Source organism: Flavobacterium sp. W20_MBD1_R3, assembly GCF_052119725.1.
GTDB lineage: Bacteria > Bacteroidota > Bacteroidia > Flavobacteriales > Flavobacteriaceae > Flavobacterium.
In genome coordinates, this window is record NZ_JBGQOR010000003.1 from 94078 (window position 1) to 111519 (window position 17442).

Genomic DNA, 17442 nt, shown 5'->3' on the forward strand with positions numbered 1-17442 from the left:
GTAACAAGCAGTGTTCTGTTTTAATATTCAGTTGTGGCTTCTAATAAACAAATTCTTCTTGTTTTAAATTAAATTCTGACGATGGCAACTTTAAACTATTTAAAAAGATTTTGTTTTGAATGTAACTTCCAAAAGTTATGTTTTTATCAAAGCAAAAAACATACTGATTCGATGCCTCACTGGATAGTTTATCCAAATACGCTTGCAACTCTTGTTGTTTTACTGAAACTTGATCTACTAAAATTTCATTGTTTTTAACAAAAAAGACTACAACTCCTGACTTTGGTTTTTCCAGTTGGTAATACACATTCGTAAAAGGTAAAAAGGCAAGATTATTTCCAATTGTGTCCGCGTAGGAATAATAATTTTCAGCTTTTTCATTTTTGTGTGCTTTTTCTTCCCGTTTCTTCTGCTGCAACTTCATAATCTCCGGAATTGCAAGTCGCAACGGCAATCGTTTGTCTATATTCAGAATCCAACTTGTCGAAATAATACTGTTTTTACGATTTACTTCAGCTAGCGTGTCCTTACTTTTTATTCTAAAAAAAATATAGATTGGCGAAAGATCAGCTACATTTTTGACAATTGTTGTATTGCCTTTTGGCAGTAATATATCTTCCTTTTCTCCACATGAAAACAAAGTAAAAAGAACAATCAGGGTAAAATATTTCATCTTTATTTATTAATTGTATTAAATAATGTCACGCATTCCATGGCTTCTTTTACATCGTGAACGCGAAGGATTTTTGCACCTTTAGTCAGTGCCATAGTATTCAAAATCGTGGTTCCGTTTAGCGCATTTTCTATTGTGGTATTCAGTGTTTTATAAATCATCGATTTTCTAGAAATCCCAACAAGAAGTGGTAATTCCAGCATGTTGAACAATTCCATTTTTTGAAAAACTTCATAATTTTGCGCTATTGTTTTGGCAAAGCCAAAGCCCGGATCTATAATCAAATCATTGATTCCAAAACGCCTGGCTATTGCTACTTTCTCTGAAAAATAGAATAACATTTCTTTTACAATATCATCGTAATTGGTAAGTGTTTGCATCGTTTGTGGATTTCCTCGCATGTGCATCATGATGTAAGGAACATTATATTTTGCAATAATCTCCAGCATTTTATCATCTAGATTTCCTGCTGATATATCGTTGATGATTGCTGCACCACTTTCAATAGAAGCTTTTGCCACTTCACTTCTAAAAGTATCAATCGAAAGTAATGCCTCTGGAAAATATTTTAAAACCAAATCAACAACAGGCACAATTCTGGCAATTTCCTCTTGTACTGATACAAATTCGGCATTTGGTTTACTAGAATAAGCACCAATATCGATAAAAGTTGCCCTATCCAGTAACATTTTTTCAACTTGAGAAAGGATTTCGGATTCGTTTTTATACTTTCCGCCATCAAAAAAAGAGTTGGGTGTCACATTCAAAATCCCCATTACTTTGGGAGTTGACACATCAACAAGTATTCCTTTACAATTTATAGTCATTTTTTAGAGTATTCAGTGTTCATTTGCCGTGTACAAATATTAAAAGCACTGCATTCAACATTCAAGCATTACTTTCGTTTGCGGTAAAGAGTCTTTGTACTTTGTACTTCGATCTTAATTCTTTACTTTTGAAAAAATTTCAAGACAAATATACACCAATAATGAGGAATACTTCAAAGGAATATGATACTGTGATTGCAACTTGTCGCGCGCTGTTTATCAATAAAATGCAAGATTATGGGTGTGCTTGGCGCATTTTAAGATTGCCTTCATTAACGGACCAAATCTATATAAAAGCGCAAAGAATTAGAAGTTTGCAACAAAACGGAATTCGTAAAATTGATGAAGATGAGACGGGTGAATTCATTGGAATCATCAATTATTCTATTATCGCATTGATTCAATTAGAATTAGGCATTGCGGATCAACCTGATTTAAGTATTGCAAAAGCAACGGAATTATACGATGCTAAAATTAAGGTAACCAAAGAATTAATGGAAGACAAAAATCATGATTATGGTGAAGCTTGGCGCGAAATGCGGGTCAGTTCATTGACAGATTTGATCTTGCAAAAACTACTTCGTGTCAAACAAATTGAAAACAATAAAGGCAAAACATTAGTCTCTGAAGGAATCGATGCTAATTATCAGGATATGATAAATTATTCGGTTTTTGCATTGATTTTAATGGATTTTGGAAATAAATAAAAATAAGCACTAACTAAACATGAAAAATATAATTACACAATTTTCTAGAATTTTTGTTGGAACCCTATTCATTATTTCGGGATTAATTAAGCTAAATGACCCAATTGGGTTTTCGTATAAATTGGCAGAATATTTTAGTGAACCCGTTTTTAACATGCCTTTCTTTATTCAGTTTTCGCTAGGAATTGCTTTGTTTTTAGTAATTCTGGAAGTAGTTTTAGGTATTATGTTGCTCATAGGTTACAAAACCAAATTTACTATCTGGAGTCTACTACTATTGATCGTATTATTTACTTTCCTAACTTTTTATTCCGCTTTTTTCAATGTGGTAAAAGATTGTGGTTGTTTTGGAGATGCGTTAAAACTCACACCATGGCAATCGTTTACTAAAGATATCGTTTTGCTATTTTTTATTCTGATATTGTTTTTTAATGAAAAATTGGTAAAACCGCTGTTTCACAATAACGTACAAAACATAATCATTTACGCCAGTATCGTTTTTTCATCGCTAATGGGAGTTTGGGTTTTAAATCATTTACCATTAATAGATTTTAGACCATTCAAGGTGGGAAATAATATTCAGCAAGGAATGCGCATCCCGGACGATGCCGAAAAATCATTAGTAGAAATGGTTTTTATTTACAAGGTAAACGGTGTTGATACAGAATTCACTGAAAAAGAGTTGCTGTTGATACCAGAAGATGCTGTATTTGTGGACCGTAAAGACAAAGTTATTACTGAAGGATATGTTCCTCCCATTCATGATTTTAGTATGGAAAAAGAAGGTTCTGATTACAAAGATCAGTTTTTGCGAGAACCAAAATTGATGTTGATTGTAGCATACGATCTATTAAATGCCGATAAAGGTGGTTTAGCCAAAATGGAAAAATTAAATCTAGAAGCAAAAGCAAAAGGATATAAAGTAATTGGTATGACGGCTTCTTTACCCAATGAGATCGCAACGGTAAAAAAACAATTTGGGATGACATTTGATTTCTACTTCTGTGACGCGATTACTTTAAAAACAATTGAAAGAGCCAATCCAAGCATTGTATTGCTCGAAAAAGGTACCGTGAAGCAAAAAGTTCATCACAATGATCTTAAGGATTTAAAACTGTAACGTTGACAAAAACATGTTGAAATACCTTCTAAATAAAATTGGATATGCGCTGCTCACTCTTTTTGGAGTGATTACTGTGATATTTTTTTTATTTACCGTTTTACCAGGCGATCCCGCACGCATGATGTTAGATCAAAATGAAAATTCAGAGCAACTTGCGATTGTCAAAAAAAAATATGGTTTTGATAAACCTATTGCAATCCAGTACTTGTATTACCTAAATGACCTGAGCCTCGTTTCGTTGCACAGCGGTGACCAATCCGATTATACTTTCCTGAGTGAAGGTAAATACAATGCTAAGTCCCTTATTAAAATAGGGAAAACAGTACTAGTTGTAAAAACTCCTTATCTGCGAGAAAGTTTTCAGAAAAACGGAAAAAAAGTGTCTGAAATTATAGGGCACACATTACCAAGCACTGCAGTATTGGCCTTATTTGCCATTATAATAGCGATTGTCTTTGGAATTATTTTTGGAATAATTTCTGCACTGTACAAAGATTCTTGGATTGACCGATTAATTGCATTAATCAGCACCTTAGGAATGAGTATTCCTTCTTTCTTTAGCGCAATCTTATTTGCTTGGCTCTTTGGTTTTGTGTTACAAAAATACACACAACTCAACATGACTGGAAGCCTTTACGAAGTGGATGATTTTGGCGAAGGAAGTTATATCCAATGGAAAAATATTATTTTGCCAGCTATAGTGTTAGGAATTCGTCCGTTAGCAGTAGTAATCCAATTGATGCGAAATTCGTTATTAGAAACTTTAGGACAAGATTATATAAGAACCGCCAGAGCTAAAGGGTTATCCGAAATTCAAATCATTCGAAAACATGCACTAAAAAATTCTTTAAATCCTGTTGTAACGGCGATCTCCGGATGGTTCGCATCAATGCTTGCTGGTGCAGTTTTTGTCGAATTTATTTTTGGATGGAACGGCTTGGGAAAAGAAATTGTAGAAGCCTTAAACAACTTAGATTTGCCTGTAATTATGGGTTCTGTGATTGTTATTGCAACAACATTTGTCATCATTAATATTATTGTTGACTTTGTGTATGCTTACTTGGATCCAAAAATAAGATTGGAATAATTACTGTTTTTAGTCAACAAAGCACCATTTCCTGAATACTAAGCAATAAGAATAAAACAATGTTGCATTTTTTTCACCACATAAGTCATGTAAGTTTAAGTTTTCAATTGTGTTAGCCTTATGTAACTTGAACAATCATAAGGTCATTTAAGGTTTAATTCTTATATGACTTATATGTTAAATATTATTTCACTCCTTTTTTAGTATGACATTAAGTAGGTCCAACTACTTATCTGCTTTTATTTTGTTACATTTCAAGCACTACAACGATATTATTGAGGCATTTTTAAAATCTGTTTTCAAAATTTGGTATTCTTCATAACTCATTCCAATTGTTTGATTAACTTTGTTAAAAAACAACGGTACAATGAAACGCATACTACTACTCCTAATTGCTTTTGTAACTTTTTCTTGTTCAAAAGAAGATAAAAATGAATTTTCTAAAGAAGCTTTATCGGAAACACTTTTAGCCACTGATGGAAATCAAGTTGCTTTTCAGGATATTTTAAAAAAACACGAAGGCAAAACAATAGTAATTGAAGTTTGGGCTTCTTGGTGTGGAGATTGTGTCAAAGCAATGCCAAAAATCAAAGAATTACAAGTAAATAATCCTGATGTTGCTTATGTGTTTATTTCAATGGATAAAACTGCTGATAAATGGAAAGTTGGAATAGAAAAACACGAATTGAAAGGCGATCATTTCATGGCAAATGACCAAATGAAAGGTGTATTTGCAAAGGCCGTTGATGTTGATTGGATTCCAAGATACATCATCGTAGACAAAACTGGAAAAATTGCATTATACCGCGCTATAGAGACTGATTTTGATAAAATCACTGAGACTTTAGAGAATTTAAAATAGTGTATGAGCACAAAGCTTTAAAACTTCTATTTTACAAAAGCTTTAAAAATTAATCCAAAAACTAAATTTAAAACGACAAAATGAGAAAGAAAATTGTAGCAGGAAACTGGAAAATGCATAAAAATTCAGAACAAACAGAAGATTTACTGAATGAATTAATAGCAAAAATACCTACTAATACTGATGTGCAAATAATTGTTGCACCTACGTTTGTAAATTTGGCTTCAGCGGTAGATCATTTAGAATTCACTAATATAGATGTGGCTGCACAAAATGTTCACCAAGCAGAAAGTGGCGCTTTTACAGGCGAAATTTCGGCTGATATGTTAAAAAGTGTTGGTGTTGATCTTGTAATTTTGGGACACTCAGAACGCAGAGCCATTTTTCATGAAACAGATGCTTTAATTGCTAGTAAAGTAAATACAGCTTTAGAACATGACATGAGAGTTATTTTTTGTTTTGGAGAAGAATTAAAAGATCGTCAATCAAAAAATCATTTTAATGTGGTTGAAAACCAGTTAAAAGATGGTTTGTTTCACATTGAAGCTAAAGATTGGGAAAGTATTGTTTTAGCCTATGAACCAGTTTGGGCAATAGGAACAGGCGAAACAGCATCTCCAGATCAAGTACAAGAAATGCATGAATTTATCAGAGAAACAGTTCGTAAAGCCTTTGGAAATACAATTGCTGACAACGTATCTATCTTATATGGTGGCAGCGTAAAACCAGATAATGCGAAAGAAATTTTCTCAAAACCAGATGTAGACGGAGGCCTAATTGGTGGTGCTGCACTTAAATCAGATGATTTTGTAGCTATAGTAAATGCGCTGTAAATTTCATTTTTATACTTTATAAAAAAGCGATGATTAATTTCATCGCTTTTTTTTTTAAATTCCTATTTCTACCTGAAAACGTAAATACCAATTGTTTTTTGTACTTCCGTCATAATAATTCAAAGCATCAAATGTTAATTCCGTTTGTAGTTTAAAAGTATGTTCCCAAATGTATTTAGTAACACCAACTGTATATTGCTGTGTATTTGGAGCTAAGAGCCTAATATCGTTTCCAACTTTTTGCGTAGAATACCTACCAATAATTTCATAATTTGACGGAAAATTATAACTCAACTGATGGTCAAAGCCACGTCCCACATAAACAAAATTAGATTGTGAAATATCATTTGGATTTATTGTAACGGCATTTTTAGAGGTGCTTCTGGACATATAACTTGACATAGCGGCCCAACCGTTATATTTCAACATGGCATCCAGCATTACTGATTTCATAGTTCGGGCTTCAAACAAATCAATCCCTAATTGTCCCTGCGTTCTTTTGGCCTGATTATTTTGTTGAAAAGCCCCCGAAAGCAATAATTTAGGCCTTTTTTCTCTAACAATATCTCCTTCAAAATAGGTTCCATCTCTAGAAAATGCGCCAAATGGTAACAACTCTATCTTACCGGTTAAAGCAACTGCAGCATCAGAATTGCCAGTAACATTGCGGCCTTCTCCTGTAGAAACAGCAGTTTTGAAGTTATATGAAAACTTATCTCTAAACTCATTCATGTTGTGAATTTGAAAACCAAAATCTCTGTCAATCGTAAATCTAGCATTATTAATAGATCGATCCGTTAATTGTAAGCCGCCTGAAGAATTGACGCGCTGCCTATTTCCTGGTAATTTTGTTTGTCCAAAAACAATATTCCAATTTTTATTTGGCCTATAAAAAACAACGGCATCACGAATAATATTGAGATTATCGCCCTCTCTAATTTCACCAACATCGCCCGGGGCAAATGACAATTGAATTGCATACAAAAATTTAGGACTTCCCACATACCCATCTAATCGCAATCGTAATCTTCGAATTTGTCCATCATAAATACCTTTTTCATCCTCATTTTCTAAATACGTCACCCGATTCTGCATCCGGAACCGAATATTTAATTGATATAAACTATCGGGCGAAGTCATTCCTATCCCTTTACCAAAACTATAGTATGGCAATGCAGATAATCGCAAATCATTATCCTGTTTGCTTTGCTTTATGGTAACTTGAGCATTGCTGCAAATACTAATAAAAAGGATCAAAAAAATGGCTGTTTTTTTCATGCTGTACGGGTTTGTCTTAATTACAAATGTAAAATAAAATTTGATTTACAAATGCTCTTTAATTCGCTATTGCTACCTTTGCCAAAAAAAGTATGTCAAACATTTATATAGCGTATCATTTTACTATTGAACCAAAAGATTTGGGTTCTGAAATTTTGATTGCTGAGTTAGGAGAACAAGCTTTCGAAAGTTTCACAGAAACAGAAACTGGAATTTCAGCTTTTGTTCAAAAGGATTTATGGAATGAAAGCATTTTAGATGACATCCACGTTTTGCAATCCGATGAATTTACGATTGATTACACCTTTGAAGAAATCGAGCAAGTCAACTGGAATGAAGAATGGGAAAAGAATTTTGAAGCCATTGATGTTGATGGAAATTGCCATGTACGTGCGCCTTTTCATCCAAAAACAAATGCCGAATTTGATATCGTTATCGAACCAAAAATGAGTTTCGGAACAGGTCATCATGAGACTACACACATGATGATTCAGCATTTATTAGAAATGGATGTTACAGGATTAAAAACACTGGATATGGGTTGCGGAACTGCCATTTTAGCAATTCTCGCCGAAATGAAAGGAGCTCAACCTATTGATGCAATTGACATTGACAACTGGTGTTATTTAAATTCTATTGAAAATGCGGAACGCAATAATTGCAAATACATAACAGTTTATGAAGGTGAAGCGGCTTTATTAGAAGACAAAAAATACGACTTGATTATAGCCAATATCAATAGAAATATTTTATTAAACGATATGCAAAGTTATGTAAACAGTTTGAAACCTCAAGGAACGCTACTTTTAAGCGGTTTTTACTTAGAAGATATCCCATATATTGACGCTTCTTGTATTGAAAAAGGGCTGACTTATGTTAAAAAATTTGAAAGAAACAATTGGGTATCTTTAAAATATGTAAATTAGATTATTATTTTTTATTAATTACGAAAGTACAAAAACCTACAAAATGAGTACTAAAGAAAAAGTAAGAGAGAGAGTCAGTGTAAAAGAAATTGTGAGTTTAGATCATGAAATAGTAGTTTACAACGATGACGTAAATACTTTTGATCATGTCATTGATACACTAATTCGGGTTTGTAATCACACTCCTGAACAAGCAGAACAATGCTCCCTAATTGTGCATTACAATGGAAAATGTACTGTAAAAACCGGTCCTTATGACAAATTAAAACGGCAGTGCACCCAATTACTAGAGGCAGGTTTAAATGCAGAGATAATTTAAATTAATAAAACTTCCCACTAAGAAATAAATTATTATCAATAACATAAAAAATACTCACTTTTATTCTATATTTGGATATAAAAAAGTGTTTTTATGGAAGAATATGGTAAAATTTTAGTTTTTGTAATGCCCATATTTTTGATGTTAATTATCATTGAGAAAATATATGGGCATTACAAAGGGGAAGATGCGTCACCTAACATGGATTCTATTTCCAGCGTAAGTTCTGGAATGATCAATTCTCTCAAGGATGTTTTGGGACTCAGTATTACACTCATTTCTTACGATTGGTTCGCTTCTAAAATTGCTTTATTTACGTTAGAAGCAACGTTTGTAACTTATTTAATTGGATTTATTATTATTGATTTTTACGGCTATTGGAGTCATCGTTTGTCTCATCAAATTAATTTTTTATGGAACAAACACGCCATTCACCATAGCAGTGAAGAATTCAATCTAGCTTGTGCCTTACGGCAACCCATTTCCAGTTTTGTTAATTTATTTACTTTTTTACTGATACCGGCAGCTCTTTTAGGAGTTCCTTCTAAGGTGATTGCGATAACATTACCCATTCATTTATTTCTCCAATTCTGGTATCACACCAAACACATTAAGAAAATTGGTTTTCTGGAAAATATACTTGTTTCTCCGTCCCATCATCGTGTTCATCATGCTATCAACCCAGAATATTTGGACAAAAATCATTCGCAGATATTCATTATTTGGGATAAATGGTTTGGTACATTCCAAGCAGAATTAGAAACTGTTCCACCCGTTTTTGGAATTACAAGACCAGTGCGAACCTGGAATCCAGTTCGGATAAATTTTCAGCATTTATGGTTATTGATAACAGATGCATGGCGTGCTGAGAACTGGAAAGACAAGTTTACCATTTGGTTTAAACCAACAGGCTGGCGTCCAGAAAATTTTGAAGAAAAATATCCAGTAACTAAAATTACCAATGTTTTTGACTTTGAAAAATATGGATTTCAATATTCTAAAAAAATGATATATTGGTCTTTATTTCAAGCTATTATCACATTGCTATTCATTAGTTATCTGTACAATTCCATTGCTATAATAGGGTTGCCAAATGTATTTATCTACGGCGCATTTATCTTCCTAACCGTGTACAGTTACACAGAATTAATGGATGCCAGAAAAATTTCCGTGTTCTGGGAAAGTATTCGTTTTGTATTCGGAATTGGACTAATCTTCTATTTTGGGGATTGGTTTGGTTTGAATCAACTTTTTCCCTTTGCAAGTTATGCTATTGCAGGATATCTTATCTTGTCCTTGCTAATCACCATCTATTTTGCTAGCATTAATTTTGAAAAAGAAATAATTATCGTAGCTCAAACTTAAAAATAACATATGAAAAGCAACATAATACTAAAAAGTTTTATCGGAATTGCTGCTGTTTATCTTTTGTTTCTGTTTTCTGGAAATGAAAATTTAGTCAGGTTTTTGAAACCTTTATTGCTTCCATTCTTACTCTTGGCTGTTTATTATTCGGAAAGGTTTACCACAAAAAAAATTCTTTTAATTGCTTTAAGTTTTTCTTGGATAGGTGATATTATTTTGATGTTTGCTGACAAAGGAGAATTATATTTTATTGCAGGATTGATTGCTTTTTTACTTTCGCATATTTTTTATATCATACTTTTTAGCAAACAATTAAAGATTTATTTAAAGAAAAGTAAAATTATTTTTTGGATTGGAGTGACCTCAATTGCCTTTTATTTAATAGTTATAATGCTGATTTTATTACCAAGTTTAGGTGACTTAAAAATTCCAGTTTTTGTTTACGCGTTGACCATTTCAATTATGTTGTTGTTCGCACTTAAAGGCTTTTTGAATTGGCAAAAACCCGCCAATAGTTATATTCTGATTGGTGCAATTACTTTTGTAGCTTCGGATAGTATTTTGGCCTTTGATAAATTTCATGTCCCATTGCAATACAGCGCCTTCCTAGTTATGGCTACTTATTTGACTGCACAATATTTGATTGTCATTGGAATTTTAAAATTAAACAAAAAAAAATAGCATTTTCAAAATGAGAATGCTACTTTATTGCTAGGTTATTTCCAATTAATGAGGCAGCTTATTTTTCAATAATCCATACAAATAAGTACCTAAAAGTGATCCAAAAAGCACTAGTAGAATGGTCCAAAAACCCGCTCCAAGTAAGATAAATATTGGTCCGGGGCAAGAACCCACCAATGCCCAACCGAGTCCAAAAATTAATCCGCCAATCCAATATCGTGACGATCCTTTTTCTTTATCTGGAATTTCAATCGATTCTCCTTTGATATCTTTTATATTATTTCGTTTAATAATTTGAATTCCAAGGATCCCCGTCAAGATAGCCACCGAGATAATTCCGTACATGTGAAACGACTGAAATTGGAACATTTCATAAATGCGATACCAAGAAACAGCCTCAGATTTAGTCAATACAATTCCGAAAATAAATCCAACCACTAGATATTTTACTATATTTTTCATTCTTTTAATTTTAAATTTTTAAATGATGATTCCTTACCTACATTACAATTAATGGCAATAAAAAATGCGCCATGATCAGCCCACCAATGAAGAATCCAATTACCGCCTTCAAAGAAGGAATTTGTAAATTACTCAACCCTGAAATGGCATGTCCCGAAGTGCAACCACCAGCATAGCGAGCGCCAAAACCGATCAAAACACCACCAATAAGAAGTATTATAATACTTTTAGGAGATTCTAAAACAGCAATTCCAAAGAGAGCATTTGGTACTAATTTTCCGTTTGGAGCATCAATACCCATTATCGCTAATTTTTCAATTGTTTTAGGATTAATAGCAACATTTGAAGCATCACTCATAAAATGAACAGCAATAAAACCGCCTAACATAGCGCCAAGAACGACTACTAAATTCCACCGTTGCGCTTTCCAGTCAAAATCAAAAAAGGCTACACGTTTTCCTAAACCAGCCATTGAACACAGTGAGCGTAAATTAGAAGACATTCCAAAAGATTTTCCAAAATAAATAAGTGCTAACATAATCAAGCCGATCAAAAAACCAGAAACATACCAAGACCATGTTTGAAAAATAATATCCATACTGTTTTTTTTGTGCAAAGATAAGAACCATTTTATGAGATAGTATGAGAAATTATAAAATCAATAAAAAACAGGTATAAATTATTTAGGGGAACACACAATAAGGGATAAAGTTCTATTTATATTTGTATCATATAATATACATGCTTTTGTAATTACTATTTACACTTTGATGTTAAGTTTTGAGATGAAAGGTATTTAATTTTAAACATATAAGTCATTTAAGCTAAAAAAAAATAAAAACTTACATGCCTTAGATATTTAAAAACAAAGCCTGAACTCTATTTTTCTAAAGTGAAAATTGATCCATATTATTGCTTTAGAATTAAACATATAAGTCATTTAAGCTAAAAAAAAAACTTACATGCCTTATATGTTTAAAAACAAAGCCACAACTATAGTTTGTCTAAAGTAAAAAACTTACATGCCTTATCTGTTTAAAAACAAAGCCCTAACTCTATTTGTCTAAAGTAAAAACTTACATGCCTTATATGTATAAAAACAAGTATTCAACAAAACATTATTATTCCTATAAATTACGCGAATTTTGACCTCATAAATTTACCCTAAACATGAAAAAATCAGTCCTACTTATTGCTTTACTCATTGGAATATCCTCTTGTTCGAGTACACAATTTGTGCTAAAAAACACAGATGATAATGCTCCAAAACTTACCCTTTCAAAAGAAAATACTTTTGTAATTACTGCTTACAGTACAGACAAAAAATATGGCTATGATAAAGAGTATCCTATCAATATTTTCTTTAATAACACCAAAAACGAAACAGTCAATCAAGGTCGGTTTTTGAATGCTTTAGCAGGACCTAATGGAGAAAAAATCACGTTTACAAAATTAGAAAGTTGCTGTCCATTTCCAACAACAAGAAGTGAGTTAGGTGCAGGATTTTTAGATGTTTATGAATTAAAATGGATAGGTCAGAAAAAACCAGTTTTGCTGTATTTAAACATTTATGAAAAAGGGGTTTTGATGATTCCTGTGGGACTTTCGTTAAAAAAATAATCGTTATAAAATCCCATAATGGCCTTATTTACTAAATCCCTAGCCCTGATGGCAGTGGAAATCCTCCCGTTTTTCAGGGAGATTGCAATGTACAGCAGGAAACAGCTCCTAAAAAAAAGTTAATACCTGAAATTATTAAGGAATCGTAAATCGTAAATCGTAAATCATAACTACCTTTGCACCTTTAAAAAATCATATTATGAACCTACAAAATATTCCACAAATAAAGTATACTGATAGTGGCAATTTCTTTTTACTGGCTGGGCCGTGCGCCATTGAGGGAGAAGAAATGGCGATGCGAATTGCTGAAAAATTAGTTGGTATTACTGATCATTTACAAATCCCTTTCGTTTTTAAAGGTTCTTTCAAGAAAGCAAATCGTTCTAGAATTGATAGTTTTTCAGGAATTGGTGACGAGAAAGCACTTAAAATCCTCAGAAAAGTTTCGGAAACATTTAAAGTTCCTACAGTCACGGATATTCACACAAATGAAGATGCTGCGATGGCGGCTCAATATGTTGATGTGTTGCAAATTCCCGCTTTTTTGGTGCGTCAAACAGATTTAGTAATGGCTGCTGCCAATACCGGAAAAGTAGTGAACTTAAAAAAAGGACAATTCATGAGTCCAGAAAGCATGAAACATGCAGTTCAAAAAGTATTAGATTGTCACAATGAAAACGTGATGATTACCGATAGAGGAACCATGTTTGGCTACCAAGATATGATTGTTGATTTTAGAGGAATTCCTACCATGCAGCAATATGCTAGCACTGTTCTTGATGTAACGCACTCCCTGCAACAACCCAATCAAACCGCAGGTGTTACCGGTGGAAGACCTGATATGATTGAAACTATCGCTAAAGCTGGTATTGCTGTAGGCGTAGATGGAATTTTTATAGAAACCCATTTTGATCCTGCTAACGCAAAAAGCGATGGTGCTAATATGCTGCATTTGGACTATTTTGAATCCTTAATGACTAAACTAGTCGCCATCAGAAAAACAATAAATACATTTTAAATTTAGGCCCCAAATTCATTGAAACATTTTTTATTATATTCCGCATTCCTTACCATTTTATTTACCAATAACACAATTGCACAGGAAATTACAGAAATTCAAACTAAATATACAACTCATAACAAAGGAAAATTTTTTATTTCATGGGGAGGAAACAGAGATAGTTACTCCAAATCAGACATCACTTTTCAGGGTAAAGATTATAATTTTACTTTAGAAAACGTTCAAGCGCAGGACAAACCAAAAGGTTGGCATGTTGACTACATCAACCCAACAAAAATGACAATTCCTCAAACTAATTTTAGAATGGGGTACTTTATAAGCGATCATTATAGTGTGGCAATAGGTGTAGATCACATGAAATATGTGATGACTCAAAATAATGCTGTTGATGTCAACGGATATTATCCAAATCCGGGATCCTACGATGAAATATTGGCTAATAATCAAGTGCTTTTAACCCCAGAATTTCTAAAGTACGAGCATACCGACGGGTTAAATTATGTAAATACAGAGTTTTCTCGACATGACGATATTTCCTCTATTTTCAAAATTAACAATACCGATAAAATTCAAGTTAATTTGACGGAAGGATTTGGTCTTGGTCTTTTGTATCCAAAAACAAATACAACCTTATTAGGAAAAGAACGTCATGATGATTTTCATGTTTCGGGTTATGGAACTTCTTTAAAAGCAGGTTTGAATATTACTTTTTTTAAACATTTTTATATACAAGGAGAACTTAAAGGAGGCTACATCAACATGCAAGACATCCGAACTACACAAAACATCGAAGATAGTGCTTCACAAGATTTTTTCTTTTTTCAGAGAATAATTGCGGTGGGAGGAATATTTAGAATCTAACTCTCACGCAAAAAAATTATCAAAGCTGTCATTTATGATGGCTTTTTTTATGATTTTCCGGCAAAAATGACAAAATATTATAGAATTACCAACTAGCAAATTGTTTTGTCATTTTCTTCCTCATTTTTAAAAAGAAAAGGTTAATTTTATAATTCTATTTTTATTATCTACAATGAAATAATTTTATTTAAATTATAAATGACCAAAAACAAAACTTTATCTTCTTCTTTAAAAACTGACTACCACTTTGACAATTTTTTTAAAATATCTGCTGATTTTATATGTATTGCAGGATTTGACGGTTATTTTAAGAGAATAAATCCTGCTGTTTCAAAGTTATTAGAGTATACTGATGAGGAGTTGTATGCTAAACCCATAAGCAGTTTTGTTTATGCTCCAGATCTTAAAATCACAATTGAAACCCGAGAACAAGTCTATAAAAACAAGCCTCTTTTAAATTTTGAAAATCGATATTTAACTAAAAGTGGAGCTGTTGTTTGGCTATCTTGGACATCAATGCCTGTCGAGTCCGAAAAGTTAGTGTACGCAATTGCCAAGAACATCACTCATAAGAAAAAAGAGGAAGAAGAACGCAATTTACTTCTTGCAAATCTTACCCAAATTAACAAAGAACTTACTGTTTTATCACATAAAACGTCCCACGATTTAAAGTCTCCTATCAATAATATGCTTTCCGTTTTTAGTTTGATTGATAGTAGCAAAATTCACGATCCGGAAACTCTAGAATTAATTGATATTCTGAAATTAACCAGTGAAAATTTGAAACAAACGCTAAGCGATTCCATTGATCAATTAATTGAAAACAAGAATATCAACACACAAATAGAAGATATAAACCTAAAGGAATCACTAAAAGAAGTCCTAATATCAATAAAATCCTTAGTACAGGATTCAAAAGCTGTCATAAATGTTGACTTTTCGGCTTTTGAAAATGTTGCTTTTAATAAAGCGTACATCAAAAGCATTTTTTTAAATTTATTGACTAATTCTATTAAATATGCCAAACCAGAAACGACCCCAATTATTTTCATTCAGTCTAAAAAAGTGAACGGAATTAGTCAATTGATATTTTCAGATAATGGTCTTGGTTTTGATCTCGATAAGGTGAAAAACAAAATTTTTGGATTATATGAAAAATTTCATGGCAACAATGACAGCAACGGAATAGGATTGTATTTAGTCTACAATCACATCACTAGTTTGGGCGGACGAATTGCGGTTGAGAGTACAATAAATGAAGGCGCTACCTTCACAATATCTTTTAAATATTGAAATGTAGCACCTTCAAAAAGATACAATGCTTTGCTTTTTTTATAGAATACCGTTTTGATCTATCAAATAAAGTAACGAAGCCATTGCTGCGGCTCCCAGTTCCAACTCTCTTTTATTGACAGCATCAAAAGTGTCATTTGCCGCATGATGGTAATCAAAATAACGTTGTGAATCCGGTTGTAATCCCACCTTTACGATATGATTGGATTGTAAAGGACCAATATCAACTCCAGAATGTCCTTTTACAAATTTGTGGATTAAATAGGGCTCGAATAAAGTTGCCCAACTACTGATTTTATTAAAGTTTGCCTCATCGGCATCAATTGAAAAACCTCTTGGAGAAAATCCTCCCGAATCACTTTCTAAAGCGAAAATATGATTTTCCTTGTTTTTATTGGACTGTGTTTCATATTCTTTTCCGCCTCGAACACCGTTTTCCTCGTTCATAAACAAAACAACGCGCAACGTGTTTTTAGGCTTGTAGCCAATATTTTTGAAGATATTCAACACTTCCATACTTTGGACACATCCTGCCCCATCGTCATGAGAACCATCTCCAAGATCCCAAGAATCAAGGTGACCTCCAACAACCATTATTCTTTCAGGATGTTCAGAACCAGTCATTTCACCAACAACATTATAGGATAAAACATCAGCAAATGTTTCACATGATTGTTTCAAGTAAAAAGTTGCATTGGGATTGGTTTTCAAACTTTTACTCAAAAGTTCGGCACCGTTGGTACTAATAGCAGTTGCTGGAATGCGTTGCTCTTTTGCAATGTCTCCATAATTAGTTGCCCCTGTATGCGGAAAATCATCTAATCTTAAATTCATTGAACGAACAATCACTGCCAAAGCTCCGAGTTTTCCTGCCTCTCTAGCGCCTGATGATCTCTGGTCAACGCAGCCACTGTAGGCTTTAAAGGTCTCTACAAACTCTGGATTCATTGGTCTGTTAAAAAAAACTATTTTCCCTTTTACTTTGGCTTCGCCAAGAGCGGCTAATTCTTCTAAACTTTTTACTTCAATCACATTGGTATTCAATCCATCTTTTGGCGTCGCTACAGAACCTCCTAAGGCACAAATCGGGAATGAGATCTTTTGTTTACCCAATTGTAAATATCCGATTTCCTTTTCGCCACGAACCCATTTTGGCACCATTACTTCCTGAAGGTACACTTTATCTAAACCAAGCGTTTCTAATTGTGCTTTGGCATACAAAACGGCTTTTTCTGCTCCTGTGGAACCTGATAATCGGGAACCAATGGTATTGGATAAATGGTCCAACCAAGGATAACATTTGGCATTTGTCAAGGATGATTTATAAATTTCTTTTAACGCTTGTTCGTCTTTAGCTTGTGCGAATACAGTAATTCCACCAAACAAAAGTGCGGCTAAAACAATTGATTTTTTCATAATAAATTTAGGCTTTTTGGATATTCTTCTTTATAATTTTGGTTTTGGTTGCTCTCGCAATTTCGTCATTCTTATCGAATATTTGAGC

At 33.1% G+C, this 17442-nt stretch carries 19 protein-coding genes; 13 read left to right on the forward strand and 6 right to left on the reverse strand.

Going from position 1 to position 17442, the window contains the following annotated elements; translation table 11 throughout:
• Positions 1-40: 40 nt before the first annotated feature.
• Together ACEN2F_RS06330 and folP are read right to left on the reverse strand one after the other, a co-directional pair.
• A complete protein-coding gene (locus tag ACEN2F_RS06330; protein WP_441737046.1) occupies positions 41-673 on the reverse strand; it encodes a hypothetical protein in 633 nt (210 codons plus the stop codon).
• A 2-nt stretch (positions 674-675) separates the two neighbouring features.
• The gene (folP, locus tag ACEN2F_RS06335; protein WP_441737049.1) at positions 676-1500 is read right to left on the reverse strand and encodes a dihydropteroate synthase; all 825 of its coding nucleotides are present in this window, start codon (positions 1498-1500) and stop codon (positions 676-678) included.
• A 161-nt stretch (positions 1501-1661) separates the two neighbouring features.
• Here folP and ACEN2F_RS06340 point away from each other — a divergent pair, with 161 nt between their 5' ends.
• The 5 genes from ACEN2F_RS06340 to tpiA all read left to right on the forward strand — a co-directional run bounded on the left by ACEN2F_RS06340 (position 1662) and on the right by tpiA (position 6112).
• Complete coding sequence (locus tag ACEN2F_RS06340; protein WP_441737052.1) at positions 1662-2207, forward strand: DUF1599 domain-containing protein; 546 nt, start codon at positions 1662-1664, stop codon at positions 2205-2207.
• Between the two features lie 19 nt (positions 2208-2226).
• Complete coding sequence (locus tag ACEN2F_RS06345) at positions 2227-3327, forward strand: BT_3928 family protein (protein ID WP_441737054.1); 1101 nt, start codon at positions 2227-2229, stop codon at positions 3325-3327.
• A gap of 13 nt (positions 3328-3340) precedes the next feature.
• Positions 3341-4417, forward strand: coding sequence for an ABC transporter permease (locus ACEN2F_RS06350; RefSeq protein WP_441737057.1), 1077 nt, complete (start codon positions 3341-3343; stop codon positions 4415-4417).
• Between the two features lie 367 nt (positions 4418-4784).
• A complete protein-coding gene (locus ACEN2F_RS06355; RefSeq protein ID WP_441737059.1) occupies positions 4785-5279 on the forward strand; it encodes a TlpA family protein disulfide reductase in 495 nt (164 codons plus the stop codon).
• An 80-nt stretch (positions 5280-5359) separates the two neighbouring features.
• A complete protein-coding gene (tpiA, locus tag ACEN2F_RS06360) occupies positions 5360-6112 on the forward strand; it encodes a triose-phosphate isomerase (RefSeq protein WP_441737062.1) in 753 nt (250 codons plus the stop codon).
• A gap of 54 nt (positions 6113-6166) precedes the next feature.
• Here tpiA and ACEN2F_RS06365 read toward each other — a convergent pair whose 3' ends face one another.
• The gene (locus tag ACEN2F_RS06365; RefSeq protein WP_441737065.1) at positions 6167-7390 is read right to left on the reverse strand and encodes a porin; all 1224 of its coding nucleotides are present in this window, start codon (positions 7388-7390) and stop codon (positions 6167-6169) included.
• 92 nt (positions 7391-7482) lie between these two features.
• Between ACEN2F_RS06365 and prmA the strand changes: the two genes are divergently transcribed.
• From prmA to ACEN2F_RS06385, 4 genes are all read left to right on the forward strand, one after another.
• Positions 7483-8316 (forward strand): 50S ribosomal protein L11 methyltransferase, encoded by an 834-nt coding sequence (gene prmA, locus ACEN2F_RS06370; RefSeq protein WP_441737067.1) that lies wholly within the window; start codon positions 7483-7485, stop codon positions 8314-8316.
• A gap of 43 nt (positions 8317-8359) precedes the next feature.
• Positions 8360-8635, forward strand: coding sequence for an ATP-dependent Clp protease adaptor ClpS (locus tag ACEN2F_RS06375; RefSeq protein WP_441737070.1), 276 nt, complete (start codon positions 8360-8362; stop codon positions 8633-8635).
• A 93-nt stretch (positions 8636-8728) separates the two neighbouring features.
• The gene (locus ACEN2F_RS06380) at positions 8729-10000 is read left to right on the forward strand and encodes a sterol desaturase family protein (protein WP_441737073.1); all 1272 of its coding nucleotides are present in this window, start codon (positions 8729-8731) and stop codon (positions 9998-10000) included.
• Between the two features lie 9 nt (positions 10001-10009).
• Positions 10010-10681 carry a lysoplasmalogenase gene (locus ACEN2F_RS06385; protein WP_441737076.1) on the forward strand — a complete coding sequence of 224 codons (672 nt, stop codon included), beginning with the start codon at positions 10010-10012 and terminating at the stop codon, positions 10679-10681.
• A gap of 45 nt (positions 10682-10726) precedes the next feature.
• On the opposite strand, the gene ACEN2F_RS06390 is transcribed toward ACEN2F_RS06385, so the two are convergent.
• Together ACEN2F_RS06390 and ACEN2F_RS06395 are read right to left on the reverse strand one after the other, a co-directional pair.
• Entirely contained in the window at positions 10727-11143 is a 417-nt protein-coding gene (locus tag ACEN2F_RS06390) for a DUF6691 family protein (RefSeq protein ID WP_441737078.1), read from the reverse strand.
• Between the two features lie 37 nt (positions 11144-11180).
• A complete protein-coding gene (locus tag ACEN2F_RS06395) occupies positions 11181-11741 on the reverse strand; it encodes a YeeE/YedE family protein (protein ID WP_441737081.1) in 561 nt (186 codons plus the stop codon).
• Between the two features lie 572 nt (positions 11742-12313).
• Here ACEN2F_RS06395 and ACEN2F_RS06400 point away from each other — a divergent pair.
• The 4 genes from ACEN2F_RS06400 (at position 12314) to ACEN2F_RS06415 (ending at position 15938) form a co-directional block, all read left to right on the forward strand.
• The gene (locus tag ACEN2F_RS06400) at positions 12314-12763 is read left to right on the forward strand and encodes a 2-dehydro-3-deoxyphosphooctonate aldolase (protein ID WP_441737087.1); all 450 of its coding nucleotides are present in this window, start codon (positions 12314-12316) and stop codon (positions 12761-12763) included.
• Between the two features lie 199 nt (positions 12764-12962).
• Positions 12963-13781 (forward strand): 3-deoxy-8-phosphooctulonate synthase, encoded by an 819-nt coding sequence (gene kdsA, locus ACEN2F_RS06405; RefSeq protein ID WP_441737090.1) that lies wholly within the window; start codon positions 12963-12965, stop codon positions 13779-13781.
• Positions 13782-13799: 18 nt separating this feature from the next.
• A complete protein-coding gene (locus ACEN2F_RS06410; RefSeq protein ID WP_441737093.1) occupies positions 13800-14645 on the forward strand; it encodes a hypothetical protein in 846 nt (281 codons plus the stop codon).
• Between the two features lie 198 nt (positions 14646-14843).
• Complete coding sequence (locus tag ACEN2F_RS06415; RefSeq protein WP_441737096.1) at positions 14844-15938, forward strand: ATP-binding protein; 1095 nt, start codon at positions 14844-14846, stop codon at positions 15936-15938.
• 39 nt (positions 15939-15977) lie between these two features.
• Here the strand turns inward: ACEN2F_RS06415 and ACEN2F_RS06420 are convergent, their stop codons facing one another.
• Positions 15978-17354, reverse strand: a complete 1377-nt coding sequence (locus tag ACEN2F_RS06420; protein ID WP_441737099.1) for a M28 family peptidase — start codon at positions 17352-17354, stop codon at positions 15978-15980.
• Positions 17355-17442: the final 88 nt, after the last annotated feature.

What these genes read in the sequence shown, in the direction of transcription:
- ACEN2F_RS06390 (WP_441737078.1), bottom strand. Translation starts at nt 11,143, where the DNA reads ATGAAAAATATAGTAAAATATCTAGTGGTTGGATTTATTTTCGGAATT.
- tpiA (WP_441737062.1), top strand. Translation starts at nt 5,360, where the DNA reads ATGAGAAAGAAAATTGTAGCAGGAAACTGGAAAATGCATAAAAATTCA.
- prmA (WP_441737067.1), top strand. Translation starts at nt 7,483, where the DNA reads ATGTCAAACATTTATATAGCGTATCATTTTACTATTGAACCAAAAGAT.
- ACEN2F_RS06375 (WP_441737070.1), top strand. Translation starts at nt 8,360, where the DNA reads ATGAGTACTAAAGAAAAAGTAAGAGAGAGAGTCAGTGTAAAAGAAATT.
- ACEN2F_RS06330 (WP_441737046.1), bottom strand. Translation starts at nt 673, where the DNA reads ATGAAATATTTTACCCTGATTGTTCTTTTTACTTTGTTTTCATGTGGA.
- ACEN2F_RS06355 (WP_441737059.1), top strand. Translation starts at nt 4,785, where the DNA reads ATGAAACGCATACTACTACTCCTAATTGCTTTTGTAACTTTTTCTTGT.
- ACEN2F_RS06345 (WP_441737054.1), top strand. Translation starts at nt 2,227, where the DNA reads ATGAAAAATATAATTACACAATTTTCTAGAATTTTTGTTGGAACCCTA.
- ACEN2F_RS06380 (WP_441737073.1), top strand. Translation starts at nt 8,729, where the DNA reads ATGGAAGAATATGGTAAAATTTTAGTTTTTGTAATGCCCATATTTTTG.
- ACEN2F_RS06400 (WP_441737087.1), top strand. Translation starts at nt 12,314, where the DNA reads ATGAAAAAATCAGTCCTACTTATTGCTTTACTCATTGGAATATCCTCT.
- ACEN2F_RS06340 (WP_441737052.1), top strand. Translation starts at nt 1,662, where the DNA reads ATGAGGAATACTTCAAAGGAATATGATACTGTGATTGCAACTTGTCGC.
- ACEN2F_RS06385 (WP_441737076.1), top strand. Translation starts at nt 10,010, where the DNA reads ATGAAAAGCAACATAATACTAAAAAGTTTTATCGGAATTGCTGCTGTT.
- ACEN2F_RS06415 (WP_441737096.1), top strand. Translation starts at nt 14,844, where the DNA reads ATGACCAAAAACAAAACTTTATCTTCTTCTTTAAAAACTGACTACCAC.
- ACEN2F_RS06365 (WP_441737065.1), bottom strand. Translation starts at nt 7,390, where the DNA reads ATGAAAAAAACAGCCATTTTTTTGATCCTTTTTATTAGTATTTGCAGC.
- kdsA (WP_441737090.1), top strand. Translation starts at nt 12,963, where the DNA reads ATGAACCTACAAAATATTCCACAAATAAAGTATACTGATAGTGGCAAT.
- ACEN2F_RS06395 (WP_441737081.1), bottom strand. Translation starts at nt 11,741, where the DNA reads ATGGATATTATTTTTCAAACATGGTCTTGGTATGTTTCTGGTTTTTTG.
- ACEN2F_RS06350 (WP_441737057.1), top strand. Translation starts at nt 3,341, where the DNA reads ATGTTGAAATACCTTCTAAATAAAATTGGATATGCGCTGCTCACTCTT.
- ACEN2F_RS06420 (WP_441737099.1), bottom strand. Translation starts at nt 17,354, where the DNA reads ATGAAAAAATCAATTGTTTTAGCCGCACTTTTGTTTGGTGGAATTACT.
- folP (WP_441737049.1), bottom strand. Translation starts at nt 1,500, where the DNA reads ATGACTATAAATTGTAAAGGAATACTTGTTGATGTGTCAACTCCCAAA.